The sequence below is a fragment of the Kribbella sandramycini genome (assembly GCF_013131805.1).
Lineage (GTDB): Bacteria > Actinomycetota > Actinomycetes > Propionibacteriales > Kribbellaceae > Kribbella > Kribbella sandramycini.
Genome location: NZ_JABJRC010000001.1, coordinates 132280 through 150859, shown reverse-complemented (window position 1 = coordinate 150859; position 18580 = coordinate 132280). Strand labels below are relative to the sequence as shown.

Sequence of the window (18580 nt, the reverse complement as noted above, 5' to 3'; positions counted from 1 at the left end):
TTCCTTTCCGGTCAGGCGGCGGGGCGTTCGTACCCGACGGATTTGATGCGGTCGACGAGTGGTGCGAGGTCGGCGGCCAGCTGTTCCAGCTCATGCTGGCTGAGAGCCGCGTACGCCGGGGCAGCCAGCGCATCCGTGATCTCCTCGACCCGCTCCTTGGTCTCGCGCCCGGCGGCTGTCAGCCACCCATCCGCACCGACGAGCCCGCGACCTCGCATCCCCTCCACCACAGCGGCCAACTCGTCATCGCTCAACGGGTACAACCGGCCGTACTCCCGCGCAGGCATCCCCAGCCACAGCGCCTCCAGCACGTGACACTCCTGCCCACCGACCCCCGCCGTCACGAGCGCCGCGTAGTGCCCGTCCCCGCGATGCTCACGAAGCAGCGTCGAGGCGTGCCACAACCGCGCCAACGGCTCCTCCGGAACCGGAAGCGTCCGAAGCGCCGCGTACAAGATGCGCCGCTCCGACGGCGCGGCAAACGCAGCCCGCGTCGCGAGCTCAGCCGCCCGCTCCACGGCCGGGCTGTCCGCCAACTTGCCCAAAATCCGCCGCAGCGCCCGCACACTCCCAGCCTCCCGCGCAGCCAGCGCCTGCTCAGGAGTCGCAATCTCCCACACGCCCGGGATGTACGCCGCCACCTCACCAGGCGCGAAGTTGTAAAACAACGCGTCCACAACGGCCGCCGGCACCTTCCCGAGGGGCGCCGACCGAGAGGCAAAGTACCCAGGCCAATGCCCAGCCCACCCCAACTTCTCGAACTCCTCCACCGGCTCCTCAGACATATAAGTGACAAGGTGAACCGCCTCGAGCATCGCGCACAGCTCGCGCCCCACGACCGCCAGCCTCCGACCAGACATCCCGACCTCCGATTGCAACCCGGCCCAGCGCCGGTCTCACCCCAACTACGACCCACCCCACCCACCTTCGACACCCACCCCAAACTCACGAAGATTCCCCCACCCCCACCCCCCCGCCCACCAACCGCCCGCCCCCGCCCACCAGCGGCTCGCCAACCGCCCGACCCCCCGCCCACTGGCCGCCCGAGCACCGCCCACCGGTTGACCGAACGGGCCCGGTCGGTTGCGTGGGGCGTCACCGGCAGTTAGGTGTGGGGGAGGACCGCGAGTCATACTCGTGGTGATGACTACGCCACCCACCACCGTCGCCCTGGTCACGCTGGGCTGTGCCCGCAACGATGTCGACTCCGAGGAGCTTGCCGGCCGCCTCGAAGCCGGCGGCTTCCGCCTCGTCGAGGACGCCGCCGACGCGGACACCGTGGTGGTGAACACCTGCGGTTTCGTCGAGGCCGCGAAGAAGGACTCCGTCGACACCCTGCTCGCCGCCTCCGACTACAAGGAGTCCGGCCGCACGCAGGCCGTCGTCGCCGTCGGCTGCCTGGCCGAGCGCTACGGCGACCAGCTCGCCGAGGCCCTGCCCGAGACCGACGCCGTCCTCAGCTTCGACGACTACGCGGACATCTCCGATCGCCTCCGTTCCATCCTCTCGGGCACCAAACACCAGCCGCACGTCCCCCGGGACCGCCGCAAACTCCTCCCACTCTCCCCGTCGGCCCGCCAGTCCGCCCCCACCGAGGTAGCCATCCCCGGCCACGGCGACCACATCCCCGCCGCCCTGAAACCTGTGGGAGACGCGGGCAGTTCGGCAGCAGCCGGAGCCGGCCCGTCGGTAGAAGGCGGTTCGCTGGAGTCGGCGGGCCAGCTGTTCAAGGGGCGGATGGTTTCGGCGTCGGGCGCGCGCGAGGAGCTGACGATCGACGCTCCGGACCTCGCCGCCGCGCCCGCCAGCGGGCCCCGGGTGGTCCGCCGCCGGCTCGACGGCGGCCCGATGGCGCCGCTGAAGCTGGCGTCCGGCTGCGACCGGCGCTGCGCCTTCTGCGCGATCCCGATGTTCCGCGGCGCGTTCATCTCCCGCCGCCCCACCGAGGTCCTGGGTGAGGCCCACTGGCTCGCCGAGAACGGCGTCCGCGAACTGTTCCTGGTCTCCGAGAACTCCACCTCCTACGGTAAGGACCTCGGCGACCTCCGCCTGCTCGAGACCCTGGTCGGCGAGATCGCGGCCGTCCCCGGGATCACCCGGGTCCGCGTCTCGTACCTGCAGCCCGCCGAGATGCGCCCGTCGCTGATCACCGCGATGACCTCGACCCCCGGCGTCGTCCCGTACTTCGATCTGTCCTTCCAGCACGCCTCCGGCCCGCTCCTGCGCCGGATGCGCCGCTTCGGCGACGCCGAGCGCTTCCTCGAGCTGATCGCCCAGGTCCGCGCGTCCGCGCCCACGGCCGGTATCCGCAGCAACGTGATCGTCGGCTTCCCCGGTGAGACCGAGGAGGACGTCGACATCCTCTGCGACTTCCTCTCCCGCGCCGGCCTGGACGCCATCGGCGTCTTCGGCTACTCCGACGAGGACGGCACCGAGGCCGAGACGTACGACGGCAAACTCGACGAGGACACCATCGCAGCCCGCCTCGACCGCGTCACCCGCCTCGCCGAAGACCTCACCTCGGCCCGCGCCGAGGCCCGCATCGGCGACCTCGTCGAGGTCCTGGTCGAATCCCTCACCCCAGCAGCCCACGACGACACCGAGGCAAGTGAGGCCGGAGAGCGTGCCGTGGGCGGCGAGGCCGAGCAGAGCGCCGAGGGTGGAAAGGACGCCGAGGCGGGGGCGTACGCCGGGCGTGGTGTGGATGCTGCGGGCGGTGACCTGGCGGTCGGGGACGCGGGGCTGAGTGGTGAGGGACGGGCTGCGCACCAGGGGCCTGAGGTGGACGGATCGACGACGCTGATCGGGCTGCCCGCGGGGGTTCGGGTGGGCGATCTGGTGTCCGCGAAGGTGGTCGGGAGCGACGGCGTCGACCTGATTGCGGAGTTCGCCACGGTGGTGACCCCCCAGGGCGACCGTCCGGCCGCTAACCTGACCGCGTGACCAACCCGCCGACGAACCCGGTTCCGAGCGCCGCCGGGCGCATCCACGCGCCGAGCGCGTGGAACGTGCCCAACGCGCTGACGGTACTGCGGCTCGTGCTGGTCCCGTTGTTCGTGTGGCTCCTCGTGCGCCACGGAGGCCAGGACGACGGCACCCGCTTGCTCGCCACCGCCGCCTTCCTGGTGGCGATCGTGACCGACCGCTTCGACGGCGACCTCGCCCGCCGATGGAACCTGGTCACGAACTTCGGCAAGATCGCCGACCCGATCGCCGACAAGGCGCTCACCGGCGCCGCGTTCATCGGGCTGTCGTACCTCGGCGAGCTGCCGTGGTGGGTGACGGTGGTCGTCCTGGTCCGCGAGTGGGGCGTCACGCTGCTGCGCTTCTGGGTGATTCGCCACGGCGTCATGCCCGCGAGCCACGGCGGCAAACTCAAGACCGTCCTCCAGGCGATCGCCCTGAGCCTCTACCTGCTGCCCTGGCAGGACGTCGCGATCCTGCACTGGACCGCAGTCGCCATCATGGCGGCCGCTGTCGCTGTCACCGTGATCACCGGCCTCGACTACGTCGGCCGGGCCCTGCGCCTCCGCGCCGCGGCCAAACACCCCCGCAAGTAGCTCTCGGCGGACCGGCCGACACTCCGGCGCACCTGACCCGCTCAGCCCGCCGAAACCGGTGGAATGGGGGCATGGCGAGTGCTGGTGAGGATGCAGGGCAGACGGCCGTAGAGCGCCTCGTTGAACTGCTGAAAACTCGAGGCGAGACCTTGGCGACTGCTGAGTCGTTGACAGGTGGGATGGTCGGCGCGGCGCTGACCGACGTACCGGGGGTGTCAGCGGTGTACCGGGGTGGAGTGGTCGTCTACGCGACGGACCTGAAGGCCAAGCTTGCGGGCGTGCCCGCGGGCCTTCTGGACGCCGTGGGGCCCGTTCACCCCGACACAGCCGCAGCCCTGGCCACCGGCGTCCGAGAGCGTCTGGAAGCCACCTACGGCCTCGCCACGACGGGTGTGGCCGGCCCGGACCCGCAGGCCGGTGTCGAAGCGGGCACGGTGTACGTCGCAGCGGCCGGACCAGCCACCGTGCAGGTGCGAAAGCTGCAGTTGAGCGGTGACCGCAGGGCGATCCGGGAGAGCAGCGTGCAGGCCGCAGTGGAGCTCGCAGCGGCACTTGTAGCGGAAGAAGTGGAGTGAGTGGGGTGTTGAGACCACCATGGGGACAGGTAGGGCAGACTGGCACGGCGCACCGAAGGTGGACATTGCGAGGAGTAGTGACCCGGCAACAGGTACCGTTGGTTCCTACGGTCGAGCTACCGTGCGTGTAGAGACGACCGGACAGGCGGAAGGGAGAAACCTCATGGTGCTGGTTCGTGGCCTGCTGGGCGACGTCCTGCGGCGTAAGCGGCTGCGTCAGGGCCGCACCCTCCGCGAGGTGTCCGCTGATGCTCGGGTGAGTCTCGGCTACCTCTCCGAGGTGGAGCGCGGTCAGAAGGAAGCCTCCAGCGAGCTGCTCGCCGCCATCTGTATGGCGCTCGAGGTGCCGCTGTCGACGGTTTTCGCCGAGGTGAGTGAGGATCTGGCCCGCGAAGAGGCGCTGGTCCTGGCACATCCGGCCACGATCGAGCCAGAGGTCGTCGCCTCCGCGGCTTGACCTGTCCACGGCTTACCGCCCGGCCAACGGGTGGAGGAGCTGCAGCTGCAATCTGGCCGGCCGCAGCAATTGAAGCGCGGGCAGGGGTGGGCGCCCTGGCGCCCGGAACAGCGCGTTCGCGGCGTGCAGATGAGTCGCCGAGTCGGGAAACGTGAGCAGCTCGGCGTTGTCCGGCGGCGGGAAGAACGCCGCCAGATCATCGCCCTCCTCGAAGGTCGCGCCCTCGAGCACGGCCCAGGCGAGCGGTTTGAGGCTGAGGTACGCCGTGGCCGGGTCGGGATCGAACACGATCAGCTCCGGATGCCCGTAACAGCTCAGCCCGACGGTGAACGCGTACGCCGGAGCGCGGTGACCGGCGCCGTCGACGTACTGGATCGCCCAGCCGTACGTCCGCAGGTTGTCCTCGAGCGATCGCGAGGCCCGGCGCGGGGTCGCGCACACGTCACACATCAGCTTCTCCTCTCGGTCGAACAAATGTTCGATACGTCAGAGAAGATATCCGTCTTCCGCCGGGTGACCGGGGTTGTCCACAGCTCAGTTGCCGGGCGGATCGGCGGCCGGCTGACAGGCCGGGCACCAGTAGCTGACCCGGTCCCGCGGCGGGTCGCCGATCATCGCCGTCCGGATCGTGGTGCGGCACCGGCGGCAGGGTTTGCCGGGCCGTTCGAAGACCCAGGAGCGCTGCCCCGGCCGATCGACGCCGGTGCTGACCTGGGCGGCGTTGCGCACGTTGGCCTTCATCAGCTTGCGGCTCAGCTCGACGGCAGCCGGGATGTCGACCGCCGCGACCGGTAGCCACGGATGCAGGCCGAGCAGGAAGCACACCTCGTTGCGGTAGAAGTTGCCGATCCCGGCAAGGTTGCGCTGGTCGAGCAGCGCCTCGCTGATCGTGCGGCCCGGATCGGACCGCAGATTCGCGACGGCGGTCTCCTGGTCGAACGCCGGTGACAGCAGATCAGGACCGAGATGCCCGACCACGCTGTCCTCCGCGTCGGTCGCGACCAGCTCGAGCACCGGTAACCGATAGCCCACCGCCACCCACTGGGCGGTCTCGAGAACGGCGCGGATCTGATGCTCGGCGCCACCCCGCCACCGCTCGCCCGGCCGGTACAGATGCCAGCTCCCATCCATCCGGTAATGGCTGTGCACCGTCACCCCACCGGAGACCCGCATCAGCAAGTGTTTGCCGCGGGCAACCACTTCGACCAGGCTCCGGCCGCTCAGATCGGTCGTGGCCAGACTCGGCACCCGGAAGTCCGTCCGGATCAGCTCCTGCCCGGCAAGCGCCTGATTCAGCCGCTTGCAGGCCCGCCAGACAGTGTCTCCCTCCGGCATCTCAGGCCCGCAATCGGAGCCCACGCGGCGTCGCGTGGAACCCGGCCTTCGCCAGCGCGTCGCCGAACGCCGTGTGCCGGACCTGCTCGCCATCGGCCGTCTCGACACTCAGCTTCCCGAGCTGACCGTCCCGGATCGACAGCGCGAGCGCATCGACCGCGGGCTGCAGCAGCTCGGCCTCCTCGGTGAAGCTCAGCACCGTCCGGCCGCCGCGTTCGACGTAGACGATCAGGCGGCCGTCCACCATGACGATCAGCGCGCCCGCCTTGCGGCCGGGCCGATGCCCGGTCGCGCCGTCGCGCTCGGGCCAGGGCAGCGCGGCGCCGTACGGATTGGCCGGATCCGAAGCGGCCAGGACGACGGCGCGTGTGGCCGGCTCCTCCTCGCGCCGCCCCCGCGATCCGCCCGCTGCCGCAGGAGCGCCGAATGACGGCAACTCTGCCAGCGCGCGCAGCCTGTCGACGGCGCCCGGCAGCGCGAACTGCGCGGCCCCCAGCCCGGCGACGAAGTACCCGCGCCTGCACCGCCCGGACTCCTCGAATGCGCTCAACACCTTGTAGACGGCCGCGAACCCGCCCGGCGTCCGCTCGGTGATCACCGAACCACGCGTGACGATGCCATAGCGATCGAGCAGGGTCTCAGCGGCCGCATGCGCCCTGCGCGTCGCATCCTCGTTGCGGGCCGGGAGCAACGACCATCGGCCACCTGTCGTCGGTGGCCCGCTGCGGGCCGGCATCGCCGGGCGACCTGGCCGCGCCGGACGCCCGGGCCGCGCACGGGGCGTCGCACGCCGAGCGCGATGACTGCCGCGACCGCCGCCGACCAGCGCGCGAACCGGAGTCAGCGTGTCGTTGGTCAGCTGCCCCGCCCAGACCAGGTCCCACAAGACCGTCACCATGGTCTCGTCGTCCACGACGCCGACCGCCGCGCCCACCGCATCACTGAGCTGCCGGAAGAAGAACGCTCCACCGCCCGCCAGCGCGTCGAGCACGGCCTGATGCGTGTCGCTGAGCTCGAACGCCGGATCCGGATCGGGAAGCGTGAGATCGCAGTTGTCCGCCAGATGCAACGACACCCAGCCGTCCGTGCCGGGGAGCGAACCCGAACCCGCCCACACGACCTCACCGGTCGCGGTCAGCTCGTCGAGCATCGACGGCTGATAGCCCGGAACCCGCGCCGGCAGCACGATCGACTCCAGCGCGGACGCCGGTACGGCGCACCCGGCCAGCTGCTCGACCGCGCCGAGCAGGACGTCGTACCCACGCCCGCGGCTGCTGGTGATCCCTTGCCAGGCAGGCAGGAACCGGGCCAGCGCCGTCGGCTCGACCGGCTCTACCTCCTTGCGCAGGGCGGCCAGCGAGCGCCGCCGCAGCAGCCGCAGCACCTCGCTGTCGCACCACTCCATCGCGATCCCACCGGGCAGGAACTCACCCTCGATGACCCGCCCCGCAGTGCCCAGCCGCCGCAGCGCATCGCTGACGACGGCGACCCCGATCCCCAGGTTGGTCGCCAGATCGATCGCCCGGAACGGGCCGTGCGTCCGCGCGTAACGCGACACCAGATCGCCCAGCGGATCGGCGACCGGCTCCGCATGCGCTTCGGCGACACCAGGCGGCAGCGGTACGCCGAGCGCATCGCGCAGCCGCGCCACATCCTCGACGACGGCCCAGCGGTGCTCCCCGGCGATCCGCACCCGGACGACGCGCCGCGCGGCGGCCAGCTCCGTCAGCCAGGACTCGGCATCCGAGCCGTCGACACAGCGCTGCGACGCCTCCGACACGGACAGCGGGCCGATGAGGCGCAGTACGTCGAACAAACCTTCGGCATCGCGGGCGCGACGATCCTCCGCCAGGCGTTGCAGCTCGGCCTCGGTGCGCAACACGACCTCGGCATCCAGCAGCTCGCGCAGTTCCGTACGCCCGAGCAGCTCGGAGAGCAGACTCTGATCGAGCGCCAGCGCGGCCGCGCGTTTCTCGGCCAGAGGAGTGTCGCCCTCGTACATGAAAGCGCCCACATAGCCGAACAGCAGGGACTTCGCGAACGGCGACGCCTCCGCGGTCTCGACCTCGACCACAGAGATCCGGCGCTCACCGATCCCGGTCAGCAGATCTTTCAGCGCCGGCAGGTCGTATACGTCCTGAAGGACCTCGCGCAGGGTCTCCAGCACGATCGGGAACGAGCCGTACTTGCTCGCGACGCTGAGCAACTGGGCCGATCGCTGCCGCTGCTGCCACAGCGGCGACCGCCGGCCCGGATTCCGCCGCGGGAGGAGCAGGGCCCGCGCCGCGCACTCGCGGAACCGCGCGGCGAACAACGCCGACCCGCCGACCTCGGCGGTGACCACATCCTCGATCTCGGCCGGATCGAACAGCACCAGCTCGGCACCCGGCGGCGCCTCATCGGTCTCGGGCAGCCGCAGCACGATCCCGTCGTCCCCCGAGACCGATTGCGCATCCATCCCGTAGCGCTCGCGCAGCCGGGCAGCGATCGCCAGGGCCCACGGGCCGTGCACCTGGCCGCCGTACGGAGAATGGATACAGACCCGCCAGTCGCCGAGCTCGTCGCGGAAGCGCTCGACCACGACGGTCACGTCGTCCGGCACGCGGCTGGTCGCCTCGCGCTGCTCGGCGAGGTAGGCGACGAGATTGTTCGCGGCGTACTCGTCGAGACCGGCGGCGCGCGCCCGCTCGACCGCCTTGGCCGCGGGCAGCGCAGCCATCTTCCGCACGAAGGCGCCCGTCGCCGCGCCCAGCTCGGCCGGGCGGCCGACGGCGTCGCCCTTCCAGAACGGCAGCCGCCCCGGCTGGCCGGGAGCGGGGGAGACCAGCACGCGATCGTGGGTGATGTCCTCGATCCGCCAGCTGGACGCGCCGAGCGTGAACACATCGCCGACCCGCGATTCGTAGACCATCTCCTCGTCGAGCTCGCCGACCCGGTGATTGGTCGACTCGCCGACCAGGAAGACGCCGAACAGCCCGCGATCCGGAATCGTCCCGCCGCTGGTCACGGCCAGCCGCTGCGCGCCCGGCCGCCCGGTGATCTCGCCACTCACCCGGTCGAACACGATCCGCGGCCGCAGCTCGGCGAACTCGTCGGACGGGTAGCGGCCGGACAGCATGTCGAGAACGCCGTCGTACGCCGAGCGCGGCAGCGTCGCGAACGGAGCACAGCGGCGGACCAGCGCGAACAGCTCGTCGACGTCGATCGCATCCAGCGCGACGATCGAGACGATCTGCTGCGCCAGCACATCGAGCGGGTTGGCCGGGATGCGCAGGCTCTCGATCAGCCCGTCGCGCATCCGCTGGACGACGACCGCCGTGTCGACCAGATCGCCGCGGAACTTCGGGAACAGGACGCCGCGTGACACCGCACCGACCTGGTGACCGGCGCGCCCGACCCGCTGCAGGCCACTCGCGACCGACGGCGGCGCTTCGACCTGGACGACCAGATCGACCGCGCCCATGTCGATACCGAGCTCGAGGCTGCTCGTCGCCACCACACAAGGGATGCGGCCCGACTTCAGATCCGACTCGATCAGCGCGCGCTGCTCCTTGCTGACCGAGCCGTGGTGCGAACGCGCGATCACCGGCGGCGCCGCGAGCGACGCGCCGGACTGGGCCATCACCTGGGCCGGCGACCCCGCCTCCGGCAGCGCGAGCTCGGCTCGCTCGGCGGCGATCTCGTTCAGCCGGGCGGTCAGCCGCTCGGCGAGGCGGCGCGAGTTCGCGAAGACGATGGTCGAGCGGTGCTGCTCGATCAGGTCGAAGACCTGCTCTTCGACATGCGGCCAGATCGACGCGTGCTGCGGCGGGCCGGCCGCCGAACCCGACGTCTCGATCTCGGTGTTCGCGAGCTCGGCCATGTCCTCGACCGGGACGACGACGCTCAGATCCCACTGCTTGGTGAACTTCGGCTGCACCACCGTGACCGGCCGCTCGCCGCCCAGAAACCGCGCGACCTCCTCGACCGGGCGGACCGTCGCCGACAGGCCGATCCGCTGCGCCGGCTTCGGCAGCAGCGTGTCGAGCCGCTCCAGCGTGAGCGCCAGATGCGCGCCGCGTTTCGTCCCCGCGACGGCATGCACCTCGTCGACGATGACCGTCTCCACGCCGCGCAGCGACTCGCGCCCTTGCGAGGTGAGCAGCAGGAACAACGACTCCGGCGTCGTGATCAGCACGTCGGACGGCCGCGTCGCGAATCGCCGCCGCTCCGCCGCCGGGGTGTCGCCGGAGCGCACCGCGACCTCGACGTCGATCGGCGCCTCGCCCAGCCGCCGCGCGGTCTCGCGGATGCCGATCAGGGGCGCGCGCAGGTTGCGCTCGACGTCGACCGCGAGCGCCTTCAGCGGCGACACGTAGAGCACCCGGCAGCGCAGTTTCGGATCCTCCGGCGGCGGCGTCGTGGCCAGGCGATCGAGCGCCCAGAGGAAAGCCGCCAGCGTCTTCCCCGAGCCGGTCGGGGCGACCACCAGCGCATCCCGGCCCGCGGTGATCGCGTCCCACGCCTCGAGCTGGGCCGGGGTGGCCGCATCGAAGACGTCGCCGAACCACGCCCGGGTCGCGGGCGAGAACCGGCTCAACGCGCTGGACTTCTGCACGCCGACCATCTTGCCGTGCCGCTCCGACAGTTTTCGAACGGCCGATCCGGCGGCCGGTCGCGGGCGGTGCCCGGACGCCTCCGGTGCGCGAGTTGTCGGCGGGGTCTGGAATGATCGTCACATGATGAACCGGGTCCGTGCCGCGACCGTCGTCGTGGCCTGTCTGATCGCCCTCACCGGGTGCGCGAAGTTCGAGACCGACCTCAAGGTCGGGGCGGACGAGACCGTTTCGGGCACGATGGAGCTCGGGATCGACAAGCAGCTGCTGGAGTCCAGCGGCCAGTCGGTGGAGTCCGTCCGGCAGCGGATCGAGACGAGTATCAAACAGCTCACGGCCGACGGCGTGAGCTGCTCGGCCTTCGACGACGACCGCTACGTCGGCCAGAAGTGCACGCTGGAGAGCGTGCCGTTCGACAAGATGAGCAGCTCGAGCGGCGAGGGCATCAGCTTCCGCAAGGCCGACGGCAAGGTCAGCGTCTCGTTCAAGGCGCCGAATCTCGGCGCGGCGGTCACCGGCGGCCAGCAGCCGCAGGTGAATTTCAAGATCACCATGCCGGGCAAGATCATCGAGCACGACTCCGGCGCCCAGGTGAAGGGCCGGACGGCGACGTACGACAGCCTGGACAAGCTGGGCAACGTGTCGCTGACCTCCTCGGCCGGCGGCGGCTTCCCGGCGTGGGCGATCATCCTGATCGTGGTGCTGCTGTTGCTGGGTGGCGGTGCGGCCGCCTTCTTCGTCCTCCGCAGCCGGAAGGCGAAGGCGCAGCAGGGCTACGGCCAGTACCCGGGGCAGTATCCGGGCCAGCCGCAGCCGGGGCAGTGGGGGCCGCAGTACGGCGGTCAGCCGGGTCAGCCCGGTCAGTACGGCGCTCCTGGTCAGCAGGGCGCTCCTGGTCAGTACGGCGCTCCTGGTCCGCAGCAGCCGGGGTATCCGCAGCAGGGGCAGCCGGGTCAGTACGGCGGCCAGCCGGGTCAGCCGCAGTACCCGGGCCAGCCGCAGCCAGGTCAGCCGCAGCCAGGTCAGCCGCAGTACCCAGGTCAGCCGCAGCCGGGGCAGTGGGGTCCGCCGCCGCAGCAGGGTGGGCCGTACGGGCAGCAGCCGCCGCAGCAGGGCGGTTGGGGTCCGCAGCAGGGTCAGCAGCCCCCGCAAGGGCAGCCCGGTCCTGGGCCGCAGCAGGGTCAGCCGGGCCCGCAGCAGGGCGGCTGGGCGCAACCCCCGCGGGACAACGACGGGCAGGCATGAGACTGACGGAGTTCTGGGACCGGATGGATCGCCATCTCGGTCCCGCCTACGCACGGACCTGGGCCGAGACCCAGGTCGTCGAGCAGCTCGAAGGCCGGACGGTCATCGAGGCCCTCGCCGATGGTGAGGCCGCGAAGACCGTCTGGCGGGCGGTGTGGGCGCATCTGCAGCTGCCCCCGGCCGACCGCTGAGCCAGGCTGTCAGATCGTCCAGTTCGTCCGCGCGGCCCATTCCTCGGCCGGTAGGTAGATGAGGTCGCAGACCGGATCCTTCAGGTCGGCGTAGTCGCCGACCGAGTCGAACGGCAGCATCGCCGCCCGTCGTTTGAACTCGCCGTATGCCTGCGCAGTGTCCGGGTGGCTGCGCAGGTAGTCGCGGAAGAGCAGCGCATAACGCTGGTTGGCCCGGCCGGCGACGCGGATATGCAGATTGACCCGTCGGCGGTACATGGGCTCGACGACGAGCCGCTTCACCCATTCGCGCTCGTCCGCGGGCAGACCCGGCACCGGGTGGTCGCGTTGCGCCGCCGTCCGGAAGTCCCAGTCGATGGCGGTCATCCGCTCGACGGCGACGTCCAGGTCCGGCTCGGAGGCGACGGTCACCTGCAGGTCGAGGATGTCCTTGGCCGCCAGACCGGGCACCGACGTCGAGCCGATGTGATCGACCCGTTGCGCGACGTCGCCGAGTGCGCCCCGGACCACGCGCGCGGTCTTGTCGAACTGCGCGGGCCAGGTCTCGTCCGGCCGCACGATGGCGATCGCGTTCATCCGCCGATCATGTCAGCCCGCCTGCCCGCGGCCCAGGTGGAACTCAGACCGGTTTGACCCGGAACGCGCTCGTCGTGAGCAGGTCGGCCGCCTCGTACGCCGCCTTCCGGATGCCCTTGCGTTCGTCGAAGAACCCGCCGACGACGCCGACGCCGGGGAACTTGCCGATGAACCGGGCGCCCAGACTGCCGCGTGGCCGGTCCTCGAACACCTCGCCGAGCCCGCCGAGCAGCTTGCTGATCCGCCAGACCAGCTTGACCGCTTTCCGCAGCCCCGCGTCCCCGGACTCGTCGCCGAACCCGAGCTGCTTGGCGACCTCCTGGCCGGCCGCGGTCGGGTCGTCGTACTCGAGGACGTCGTCCGGCGTGATCGGCCGGTCGGTGAGCACCCGGGCGATGATCGCCGTCCGGTCGGCGTGCGCGTCGACGCCGTACTCGCGGCAGACCGCGCCGATCACCATCGCCTGGACCGCCGCGCCGAGGGTGTCCTTGATCGGCAGCCGGTCGGCGGCGGCGCCGCTGATCCTGGGCAGGCCGGCGACGACGGCCGCGAAGCCGCCGATCCGCTCGACCCACCAGTCGCAGCGCTCGGCCAGCGGGAGCGTTGGCCACTCGGCGTGCCCGGGGACCTTCATCTTCAGCAGCCGGTCGATGGCCAGGATCAGGCCCTTCTCGGCCAGATTGGGCTGCTCCTGCGCGGAGTAGCCGGTGAGCGTGCTGCGGATGCCGAACGGGTCCTGCGTCCGCAGGGCGTCCAGCACGGAGTCGATGCCGAACTCGACCCGGCTGAGCGCGAGGACGACGGCGGAATCGGGGACGTCGGGACGGTCTGTCACGCCCGCAAGAGTAAGGAGCCGGTGGTCCAGGCAGGTTGCCCGGGCGAGCTTCGGCGTGTCAGTTTGTGATTCGAACACGTGTTCGGGATAGTTTGTGCACCCGGGAAGGGCGGCGGGCAGCCAGGTTGTCCACAGATTCTCAGTGGCGGCGAAAACTGTCCGTGGCGCCGAATATCTTCTCTGGCGACACGGAAATCCTCCGGGCGGCCGGCTGGTCAGCCCCGATAACGAGATGGGTCAGGTGGCAGTCTGATGGCTGGTGCAACAGCGAGCGCGGAGCGCAAGGAAGCGGATCGCGAGAAGGCGCTCGCGACCGCGCTGACGCAGATCGAGCGCGCGTGCGGCAAGGGCTCGGTGATGCGTCTGGGTGAGCAGAACCGGCCGCCGATCGAGGTCATCCCGACCGGTTCGATCGCGCTCGACATCGCGCTCGGGATCGGCGGTCTCCCGCGCGGTCGCGTCGTGGAGATCTACGGCCCGGAGTCCTCCGGTAAGACGACGGTCGCCCTGCACGCGGTGGCCAACGCCCAGCGCGCCGGCGGGATCGCGGCCTTCATCGACGCCGAGCACGCCCTCGACCCCGAGTACGCGCGCAAACTGGGCGTCGACACCGACGCCCTGCTGGTCTCCCAGCCGGACTCCGGTGAGCAGGCGCTCGAGATCGCCGACATGCTGGTCCGCTCCGGCGCGATCGACATCGTCGTCATCGACTCGGTGGCCGCGCTGGTGCCGCGCGCCGAGATCGAGGGCGAGATGGGTGACAGCCACGTCGGTCTGCAGGCCCGGCTGATGAGCCAGGCGCTGCGCAAGATGACCGGTGCGGTCAGCGGGACGAACACGACCGCGATCTTCATCAACCAGCTGCGCGAGAAGATCGGCGTCATGTTCGGCTCCCCGGAGACGACGACCGGTGGTAAGGCGCTGAAGTTCTACGCGTCGGTCCGGCTCGACGTCCGCCGGATCGAGTCGCTGAAGGACGGTTCCGACGTCGTCGGTAACCGGACCCGCGTCAAGGTCGTGAAGAACAAGGTGGCCCCGCCGTTCAAGCAGGCCGAGTTCGACATCATCTACGGCCAGGGCATCAGCCGCGAGGGCAGCCTGCTCGACCTCGGCGTCGACCAGGGCTTCGTCCGCAAAGCCGGCGCCTGGTTCACCTACGAGAGCGACCAGCTCGGCCAGGGCCGGGAGAACGCGCGGAACTTCCTCCGCGACAACCCCGATCTGGCCAACGAGCTGGAGAAGAAGATCAAGGAGAAGATGGGCATCGGCCCGACCCTCGACGCCCCGGCCGACCCCAAGGCCACGGCCGAGGTCGATGTCGACTTCTGATCAGCGACCACCCGCGGGTGGCAGCGTTCCCCGGCCCACCGGGGAACCTGCCCCCGCGGCGCTGTCTCTGCCCCACGACGAGCGCCTCGCCTACGCCCGCCGCCTCCTGGCCCAGGGCCCCACCCCAGCTCCCGGTGCTCCCCGGAACGCACCTCCTCCGAGCCGCCCCACCAACTCCGCGGAGTCACCCGGAGACCCCCAGCCAGAGGCTGACAACGGCCGCTCCGGCAAACGCCGTCGTACCGCGCGCCCGCGTCCGAACCCACCCGCCGACTCAGAGCCAAGCGCGACCACCTCGCGCCACTCACACGCACCGGAGCCAAGCGCGACAGCCTCTCGCCGCCCGCCTGAACCGGAGCCAAGCGCGCCCGGCTCAAGCCGTTCGTCTGCGCCGGAGCCGGGCACGACTGCCTCGCGCCGTTCGTCTCCAGCGGAGCCACCTGAACAGACCGGGGCGGCGTCTGCAGGCGACCGGCCCAGCGGGCGTCGGCGTACGGCGGACGTGTGGTCGGATGGGCCGTCCGGGCAGGAGTCGAGAGCGACTGCTTTGGGTCGGCCTGTGCCGATGGAGTCGGCTGAAGAGGCCGAGGGAACGTCTGCAGGTGATCGGCCCACGGGGCGTCGGCGTACGGCGGACGTGTGGTCGGGTGCGCCTGTGTCGCCGGAGTCGTCTGAGCAGGAGTCGACGGCAACCGGTTTGCGTCGGTCTGTCGTGTCGGCGGGGTCGGCTGAGGAGGCTGGGGCGGCGTCCGTGGGTGATCGGGCTGGCGGGGGTCGGCGTGCGACAGACGTGTGGGCGGAGGAGCCTTCTCATCCTGAGGCATCCGTGCGGGGGCGGAGCTCTGGCCGAGCTGGTGAGAGCACCAGGTCGACGCGTCCGTCGAGACGTCGTGGAGCCCCGGCCCCGGCTGATCCTTGGGGGGAGTTGGACGACGGCTTCGCTGCGGATGATCCGGAGAACGGGCGGCGCCGGAGCTCGGGGATCCGGCGGAGCGTGGCGGCCGACTACTGGGCCGAGGCAAAAGCCTTTGCGGACACCGAGCAGACTGCTGGTGAGTCGACAGAGGTCGCAGCCAGGTCGAGGCCGTTCGACCCCTGGGGTGACGCTGAAGCTGAGACCTCACCGGGCCTCAAGCCCGACACGAGCCCCGCGTCCACTCGCTCCAGTCCGCCTGCGGAATCACGCACTCCGACACCCTCGCCCACAACACCAACCAGACCGTCGAAATCGCGGACCCTCCCACCGGCCGGTGCCACTTCGCCTTCGGATGCGCCCACGTCGGTCCGTCCGCCCACATCCGCGCCGCCGCTTGCGCCTGGAAGTGCAGCGAAGGTGCGGCTTCCCGAGCCCGCGCGGGCAGCTACACCTACGTCCGAGACCGGCTCCGAGCCTAGGCAAGAGGTCGAGCCCGAGTCGGCCGCTCCGGCGTCGCCGTCGACGGTTGCCGACCTGACTTCGGGAACTGGACGTACGGCGGGCGCGCTTCCTGAGCCCATTCGTTCAGCACCCCCTGTCGCCGAGCCCGAAGCCAGGTACGAGTCTGCGTCTTCGCATGCTGGAGAGGCGTCGTCCGCGCCTGCTGCGGGTGCGGCTGGACGGCGGCGGCGGGCGGCGGCGCCGCGGCGGGGGATTGGGAAGCGGCGGCGGGAGGGGGAGGAGCTGCCGGCGGAGGTGGTGGGGGATCCGGCGTCGGTGGCTCGGACGATCTTGCTGGACAAGCTGTCGGGGCAGCCGCGGACTCGGGCGGAGCTGGCGGATGTGCTGGCGGAGCGGGAGATTCCGGACGAGATTGCGGACGAGGTGCTGGATCGGTTCACCGAGGTCGGGCTGATCAACGATGCGGCGTTCGCGACGGCGTGGGTGGAGTCGCGTCATCGCGGGCGTGGGTTGGGGAAGCGGGCGCTGGCGCAGGAGTTGCGGCGGCGCGGAGTTGACGACGAGCTGACTCGGGACGCGTTGGAGGAGCTGGAACCGGAGCAGGAGGAGGAGACCGCGCGGCTGCTGGTGCGGAAGAAGCTGCGGTCGATGCGCTCGCTGGAGCGTGAGGTCGCGATGCGCCGCCTGCTGGGAATGCTTGCCCGCAAGGGATATCCGGGCGGGATGGCGATGAGCATCGTGAAACAGGAGCTCGACGCCTCCCACGAAGAGCTACCACTCCTGGACCCCTCAGGCCTCGAACCCGACTACTGACCTCCCGGCTGTCCTCCGGTAGCTGACCCTGAGCGTCAACCCAGCCGTCGGTGCAGCCCCGAGCTGATGACTGGCTCCGCGCCTGAGCCGGGTGCCATGCGGCGTGCTGGGGGTGGTGACTGCTTCCCGGGGTGGAGGCGGGTGGGGGGTTCTGCGTTGAGGGTGACGAGCTGGCTGCGCGGTAGCGGATCTGGAGTGGTTGGTGGGTGTGGGGTGGCTGCTGGGATGGGGGTGGGCCGTCGCCGGTGGTGGAGGTTGGGGGCGGGGCGGCGCCGAGTGGGGCTGGTTGGGCGGTCGCAGGGTGTGGGTGGTGGCGGTTGACGGGTGGGGGGTGTGGGGGGAGCGTGAGGGGATGGTGACGGTGGAGGATGTGGCGCGGTTGGTGGGGGAGTTGCCGGGGACGGGGGAGATCAGGCGGCATGGGCATCGGACTTGGACGGTGCGGGACAAGGCGTATGCGTGGGAACGGCCGTTCAGTAAGGCAGATTTGAAGCGGTTCGGGAGTGAGGTGCCGCCGGCGGGGGCGATTCTGGCGGTGAAGGTGGAGGATCTGGGGGAGAAGGAGGCCGTGCTGGCGGCGCGGGCGGACGACGGGTTCTTCACGATCTCGCATTTCGACGGGTATGCCGCGGTGCTGATCGAGTTGGAGCGGGTGTCCGAGGAGGTGTTGCGGGAGGCGCTGCTTGATGGGTGGTTGGTGTTCGCGCCGGAGGCGGTTGCTCAGGAGGTGATTGCGGCCCGGAAGCGGTCGCCGAAGGTTCGGTAGGCGGCGAGGAATTCGGGTGGGGCCTGGGTGAGATGGAAGTCGGCTTCCAGGGAGGCGAGTGGCAGGAGCAGCCAGTGCCAGCTGTCGAGGGCGAGAGTCAGCTCGGTGTGCTGCGGGTCCAGGGGCCGGATGTCGGCGTCCTGGTATTTGAAGGCATCGATGACGGTCTCGGCGGGCGCATCGATGGTCACGCGGACGGTGTGCTTCGCTTTCTGAAGGCCTTGGCGGAGATAGGCCGTTGCTGATTCGGCCGGCAGTGGCCGAGCGGTGAAGCGCGTCGTACTGCGGCGCAGGTCGCGCAGCCGATCGACGCGAAACACTCGCCAGTCGGCACGGTCGAGATCCCACGCCAACAGGTACCACCGCAGCAGATGGTGGATCTGCCGGTGCGGCTCGACACGACGGATCGCTTGCTCACCTCGCGCATTGAGGTAGTCGAACGAGATCGTCTGCTGCTTCCCGATCGCGTCGGCGAGCTCGCCCAGCTGCTCGGCCGGGACGCTGGGAGCCGCCTGATGGCTGGTCTCGACACTGGCCCGGACTGACACCGCCCGCTCGCGCAGCCGCAGCGGCAGGAACTGGTCGACCTTCCCGTACGCGCGGGTTGCCGCAGCGTCGAGACCGCCTTCGGACGCCGAACCGACCGAGCCGAGCGAAGCCAGCGCCAGCAGGGTCGCGACCGCTTCGTCGTCGTCCAGCACGAGTGGGGGCATCGTGCGGCCGGCTGCGAGCCGGTAGTAGCCGCCGGGGCCGGGCTGGGTCTGGACCGGGTAGCCGTAGCTGCGCAGCCGGTCGACGTCGCGGCGCAGCGTTCGCGGGCTGACGCCGAGCCGCTGCACGAGCTCGTCACCGCTGAACTCGCGCCCGGTCTGCAGTGTCGACAGCAGCGCCAGCATCCGCGCGGTCACATCGGCCATGAGCCCAT

16 protein-coding genes are annotated in these 18580 nt (G+C 70.7%); 9 read left to right on the top strand and 7 right to left on the bottom strand.

Features of this window, described 5'->3' with window-relative positions:
- Positions 1 to 11 precede the first annotated feature (11 nt).
- The gene (locus tag HPO96_RS00595) at positions 12 to 860 is read right to left on the bottom strand and encodes an SCO6745 family protein (RefSeq protein ID WP_171670062.1); all 849 of its coding nucleotides are present in this window, start codon (positions 858 to 860) and stop codon (positions 12 to 14) included.
- Between the two features lie 283 nt (positions 861 to 1143).
- Between HPO96_RS00595 and HPO96_RS00590 the strand changes: the two genes are divergently transcribed.
- The 4 genes from HPO96_RS00590 (at position 1144) to HPO96_RS00575 (ending at position 4592) form a co-directional block, all read left to right on the top strand.
- On the top strand, positions 1144 to 2943 hold the full coding sequence (locus HPO96_RS00590) for a MiaB/RimO family radical SAM methylthiotransferase (protein ID WP_171670060.1): 1800 nt from the start codon (positions 1144 to 1146) through the stop codon (positions 2941 to 2943).
- A complete protein-coding gene (gene pgsA / locus HPO96_RS00585) occupies positions 2940 to 3560 on the top strand; it encodes a CDP-diacylglycerol--glycerol-3-phosphate 3-phosphatidyltransferase (RefSeq protein WP_171670059.1) in 621 nt (206 codons plus the stop codon). Before HPO96_RS00590 ends, pgsA begins: the two co-directional genes overlap by 4 nt.
- 71 nt (positions 3561 to 3631) lie before the next feature.
- Positions 3632 to 4135 (top strand): CinA family protein, encoded by a 504-nt coding sequence (locus HPO96_RS00580; protein WP_171670057.1) that lies wholly within the window; start codon positions 3632 to 3634, stop codon positions 4133 to 4135.
- A gap of 163 nt (positions 4136 to 4298) precedes the next feature.
- Complete coding sequence (locus HPO96_RS00575; protein WP_171670055.1) at positions 4299 to 4592, top strand: helix-turn-helix domain-containing protein; 294 nt, start codon at positions 4299 to 4301, stop codon at positions 4590 to 4592.
- Between the two features lie 12 nt (positions 4593 to 4604).
- On the opposite strand, the gene HPO96_RS00570 is transcribed toward HPO96_RS00575, so the two are convergent.
- The 3 genes from HPO96_RS00570 to HPO96_RS00560 form a co-directional block, all read right to left on the bottom strand.
- A complete protein-coding gene (locus tag HPO96_RS00570; protein ID WP_171670054.1) occupies positions 4605 to 5042 on the bottom strand; it encodes a DUF4262 domain-containing protein in 438 nt (145 codons plus the stop codon).
- A gap of 84 nt (positions 5043 to 5126) precedes the next feature.
- Positions 5127 to 5927, bottom strand: coding sequence for an Fpg/Nei family DNA glycosylase (locus tag HPO96_RS00565; protein WP_171670052.1), 801 nt, complete (start codon positions 5925 to 5927; stop codon positions 5127 to 5129).
- A 1-nt stretch (position 5928) separates the two neighbouring features.
- Positions 5929 to 10533 carry an ATP-dependent helicase gene (locus HPO96_RS00560; protein ID WP_171670051.1) on the bottom strand — a complete coding sequence of 1535 codons (4605 nt, stop codon included), beginning with the start codon at positions 10531 to 10533 and terminating at the stop codon, positions 5929 to 5931.
- A 115-nt stretch (positions 10534 to 10648) separates the two neighbouring features.
- Between HPO96_RS00560 and HPO96_RS00555 the strand changes: the two genes are divergently transcribed.
- Both HPO96_RS00555 and HPO96_RS00550 read left to right on the top strand, forming a co-directional pair.
- Complete coding sequence (locus HPO96_RS00555; RefSeq protein WP_238354658.1) at positions 10649 to 11767, top strand: LppM family (lipo)protein; 1119 nt, start codon at positions 10649 to 10651, stop codon at positions 11765 to 11767.
- A complete protein-coding gene (locus HPO96_RS00550; protein WP_171670048.1) occupies positions 11764 to 11958 on the top strand; it encodes a DUF3046 domain-containing protein in 195 nt (64 codons plus the stop codon). Before HPO96_RS00555 ends, HPO96_RS00550 begins: the two co-directional genes overlap by 4 nt.
- 9 nt (positions 11959 to 11967) lie before the next feature.
- On the opposite strand, the gene HPO96_RS00545 is transcribed toward HPO96_RS00550, so the two are convergent.
- Both HPO96_RS00545 and HPO96_RS00540 read right to left on the bottom strand, forming a co-directional pair.
- Positions 11968 to 12534, bottom strand: coding sequence for a GrpB family protein (locus HPO96_RS00545; RefSeq protein WP_171670046.1), 567 nt, complete (start codon positions 12532 to 12534; stop codon positions 11968 to 11970).
- Positions 12535 to 12577: 43 nt separating this feature from the next.
- Positions 12578 to 13369 (bottom strand): hypothetical protein, encoded by a 792-nt coding sequence (locus tag HPO96_RS00540; protein WP_171670044.1) that lies wholly within the window; start codon positions 13367 to 13369, stop codon positions 12578 to 12580.
- A 252-nt stretch (positions 13370 to 13621) separates the two neighbouring features.
- Here HPO96_RS00540 and recA point away from each other — a divergent pair, with 252 nt between their 5' ends.
- From recA to HPO96_RS00525, 3 genes are all read left to right on the top strand, one after another.
- Positions 13622 to 14698, top strand: coding sequence for a recombinase RecA (gene recA / locus HPO96_RS00535; RefSeq protein WP_171670043.1), 1077 nt, complete (start codon positions 13622 to 13624; stop codon positions 14696 to 14698).
- A 1693-nt stretch (positions 14699 to 16391) separates the two neighbouring features.
- Entirely contained in the window at positions 16392 to 16889 is a 498-nt protein-coding gene (locus HPO96_RS00530) for a regulatory protein RecX (protein ID WP_337796450.1), read from the top strand.
- 352 nt (positions 16890 to 17241) lie between these two features.
- Positions 17242 to 17655, top strand: a complete 414-nt coding sequence (locus HPO96_RS00525; protein WP_171670041.1) for a hypothetical protein — start codon at positions 17242 to 17244, stop codon at positions 17653 to 17655.
- Here the strand turns inward: HPO96_RS00525 and HPO96_RS00520 are convergent.
- Entirely contained in the window at positions 17610 to 18572 is a 963-nt protein-coding gene (locus HPO96_RS00520) for a helix-turn-helix transcriptional regulator (protein WP_171670040.1), read from the bottom strand. The two genes, HPO96_RS00525 and HPO96_RS00520, sit on opposite strands and share 46 nt — an antisense overlap.
- Positions 18573 to 18580: the final 8 nt, after the last annotated feature.

What these genes read in the sequence shown, in the direction of transcription:
- HPO96_RS00595 (WP_171670062.1), bottom strand. Translation starts at nt 860, where the DNA reads ATGTCTGGTCGGAGGCTGGCGGTCGTGGGGCGCGAGCTGTGCGCGATG.
- HPO96_RS00590 (WP_171670060.1), top strand. Translation starts at nt 1,144, where the DNA reads ATGACTACGCCACCCACCACCGTCGCCCTGGTCACGCTGGGCTGTGCC.
- HPO96_RS00580 (WP_171670057.1), top strand. Translation starts at nt 3,632, where the DNA reads ATGGCGAGTGCTGGTGAGGATGCAGGGCAGACGGCCGTAGAGCGCCTC.
- HPO96_RS00575 (WP_171670055.1), top strand. Translation starts at nt 4,299, where the DNA reads ATGGTGCTGGTTCGTGGCCTGCTGGGCGACGTCCTGCGGCGTAAGCGG.
- HPO96_RS00570 (WP_171670054.1), bottom strand. Translation starts at nt 5,042, where the DNA reads ATGTGTGACGTGTGCGCGACCCCGCGCCGGGCCTCGCGATCGCTCGAG.
- HPO96_RS00565 (WP_171670052.1), bottom strand. Translation starts at nt 5,927, where the DNA reads ATGCCGGAGGGAGACACTGTCTGGCGGGCCTGCAAGCGGCTGAATCAG.
- HPO96_RS00560 (WP_171670051.1), bottom strand. Translation starts at nt 10,533, where the DNA reads ATGGTCGGCGTGCAGAAGTCCAGCGCGTTGAGCCGGTTCTCGCCCGCG.
- HPO96_RS00555 (WP_238354658.1), top strand. Translation starts at nt 10,649, where the DNA reads ATGAACCGGGTCCGTGCCGCGACCGTCGTCGTGGCCTGTCTGATCGCC.
- HPO96_RS00550 (WP_171670048.1), top strand. Translation starts at nt 11,764, where the DNA reads ATGAGACTGACGGAGTTCTGGGACCGGATGGATCGCCATCTCGGTCCC.
- HPO96_RS00545 (WP_171670046.1), bottom strand. Translation starts at nt 12,534, where the DNA reads ATGAACGCGATCGCCATCGTGCGGCCGGACGAGACCTGGCCCGCGCAG.
- recA (WP_171670043.1), top strand. Translation starts at nt 13,622, where the DNA reads ATGGCTGGTGCAACAGCGAGCGCGGAGCGCAAGGAAGCGGATCGCGAG.
- HPO96_RS00525 (WP_171670041.1), top strand. Translation starts at nt 17,242, where the DNA reads ATGGTGACGGTGGAGGATGTGGCGCGGTTGGTGGGGGAGTTGCCGGGG.
- HPO96_RS00520 (WP_171670040.1), bottom strand. Translation starts at nt 18,572, where the DNA reads ATGGCCGATGTGACCGCGCGGATGCTGGCGCTGCTGTCGACACTGCAG.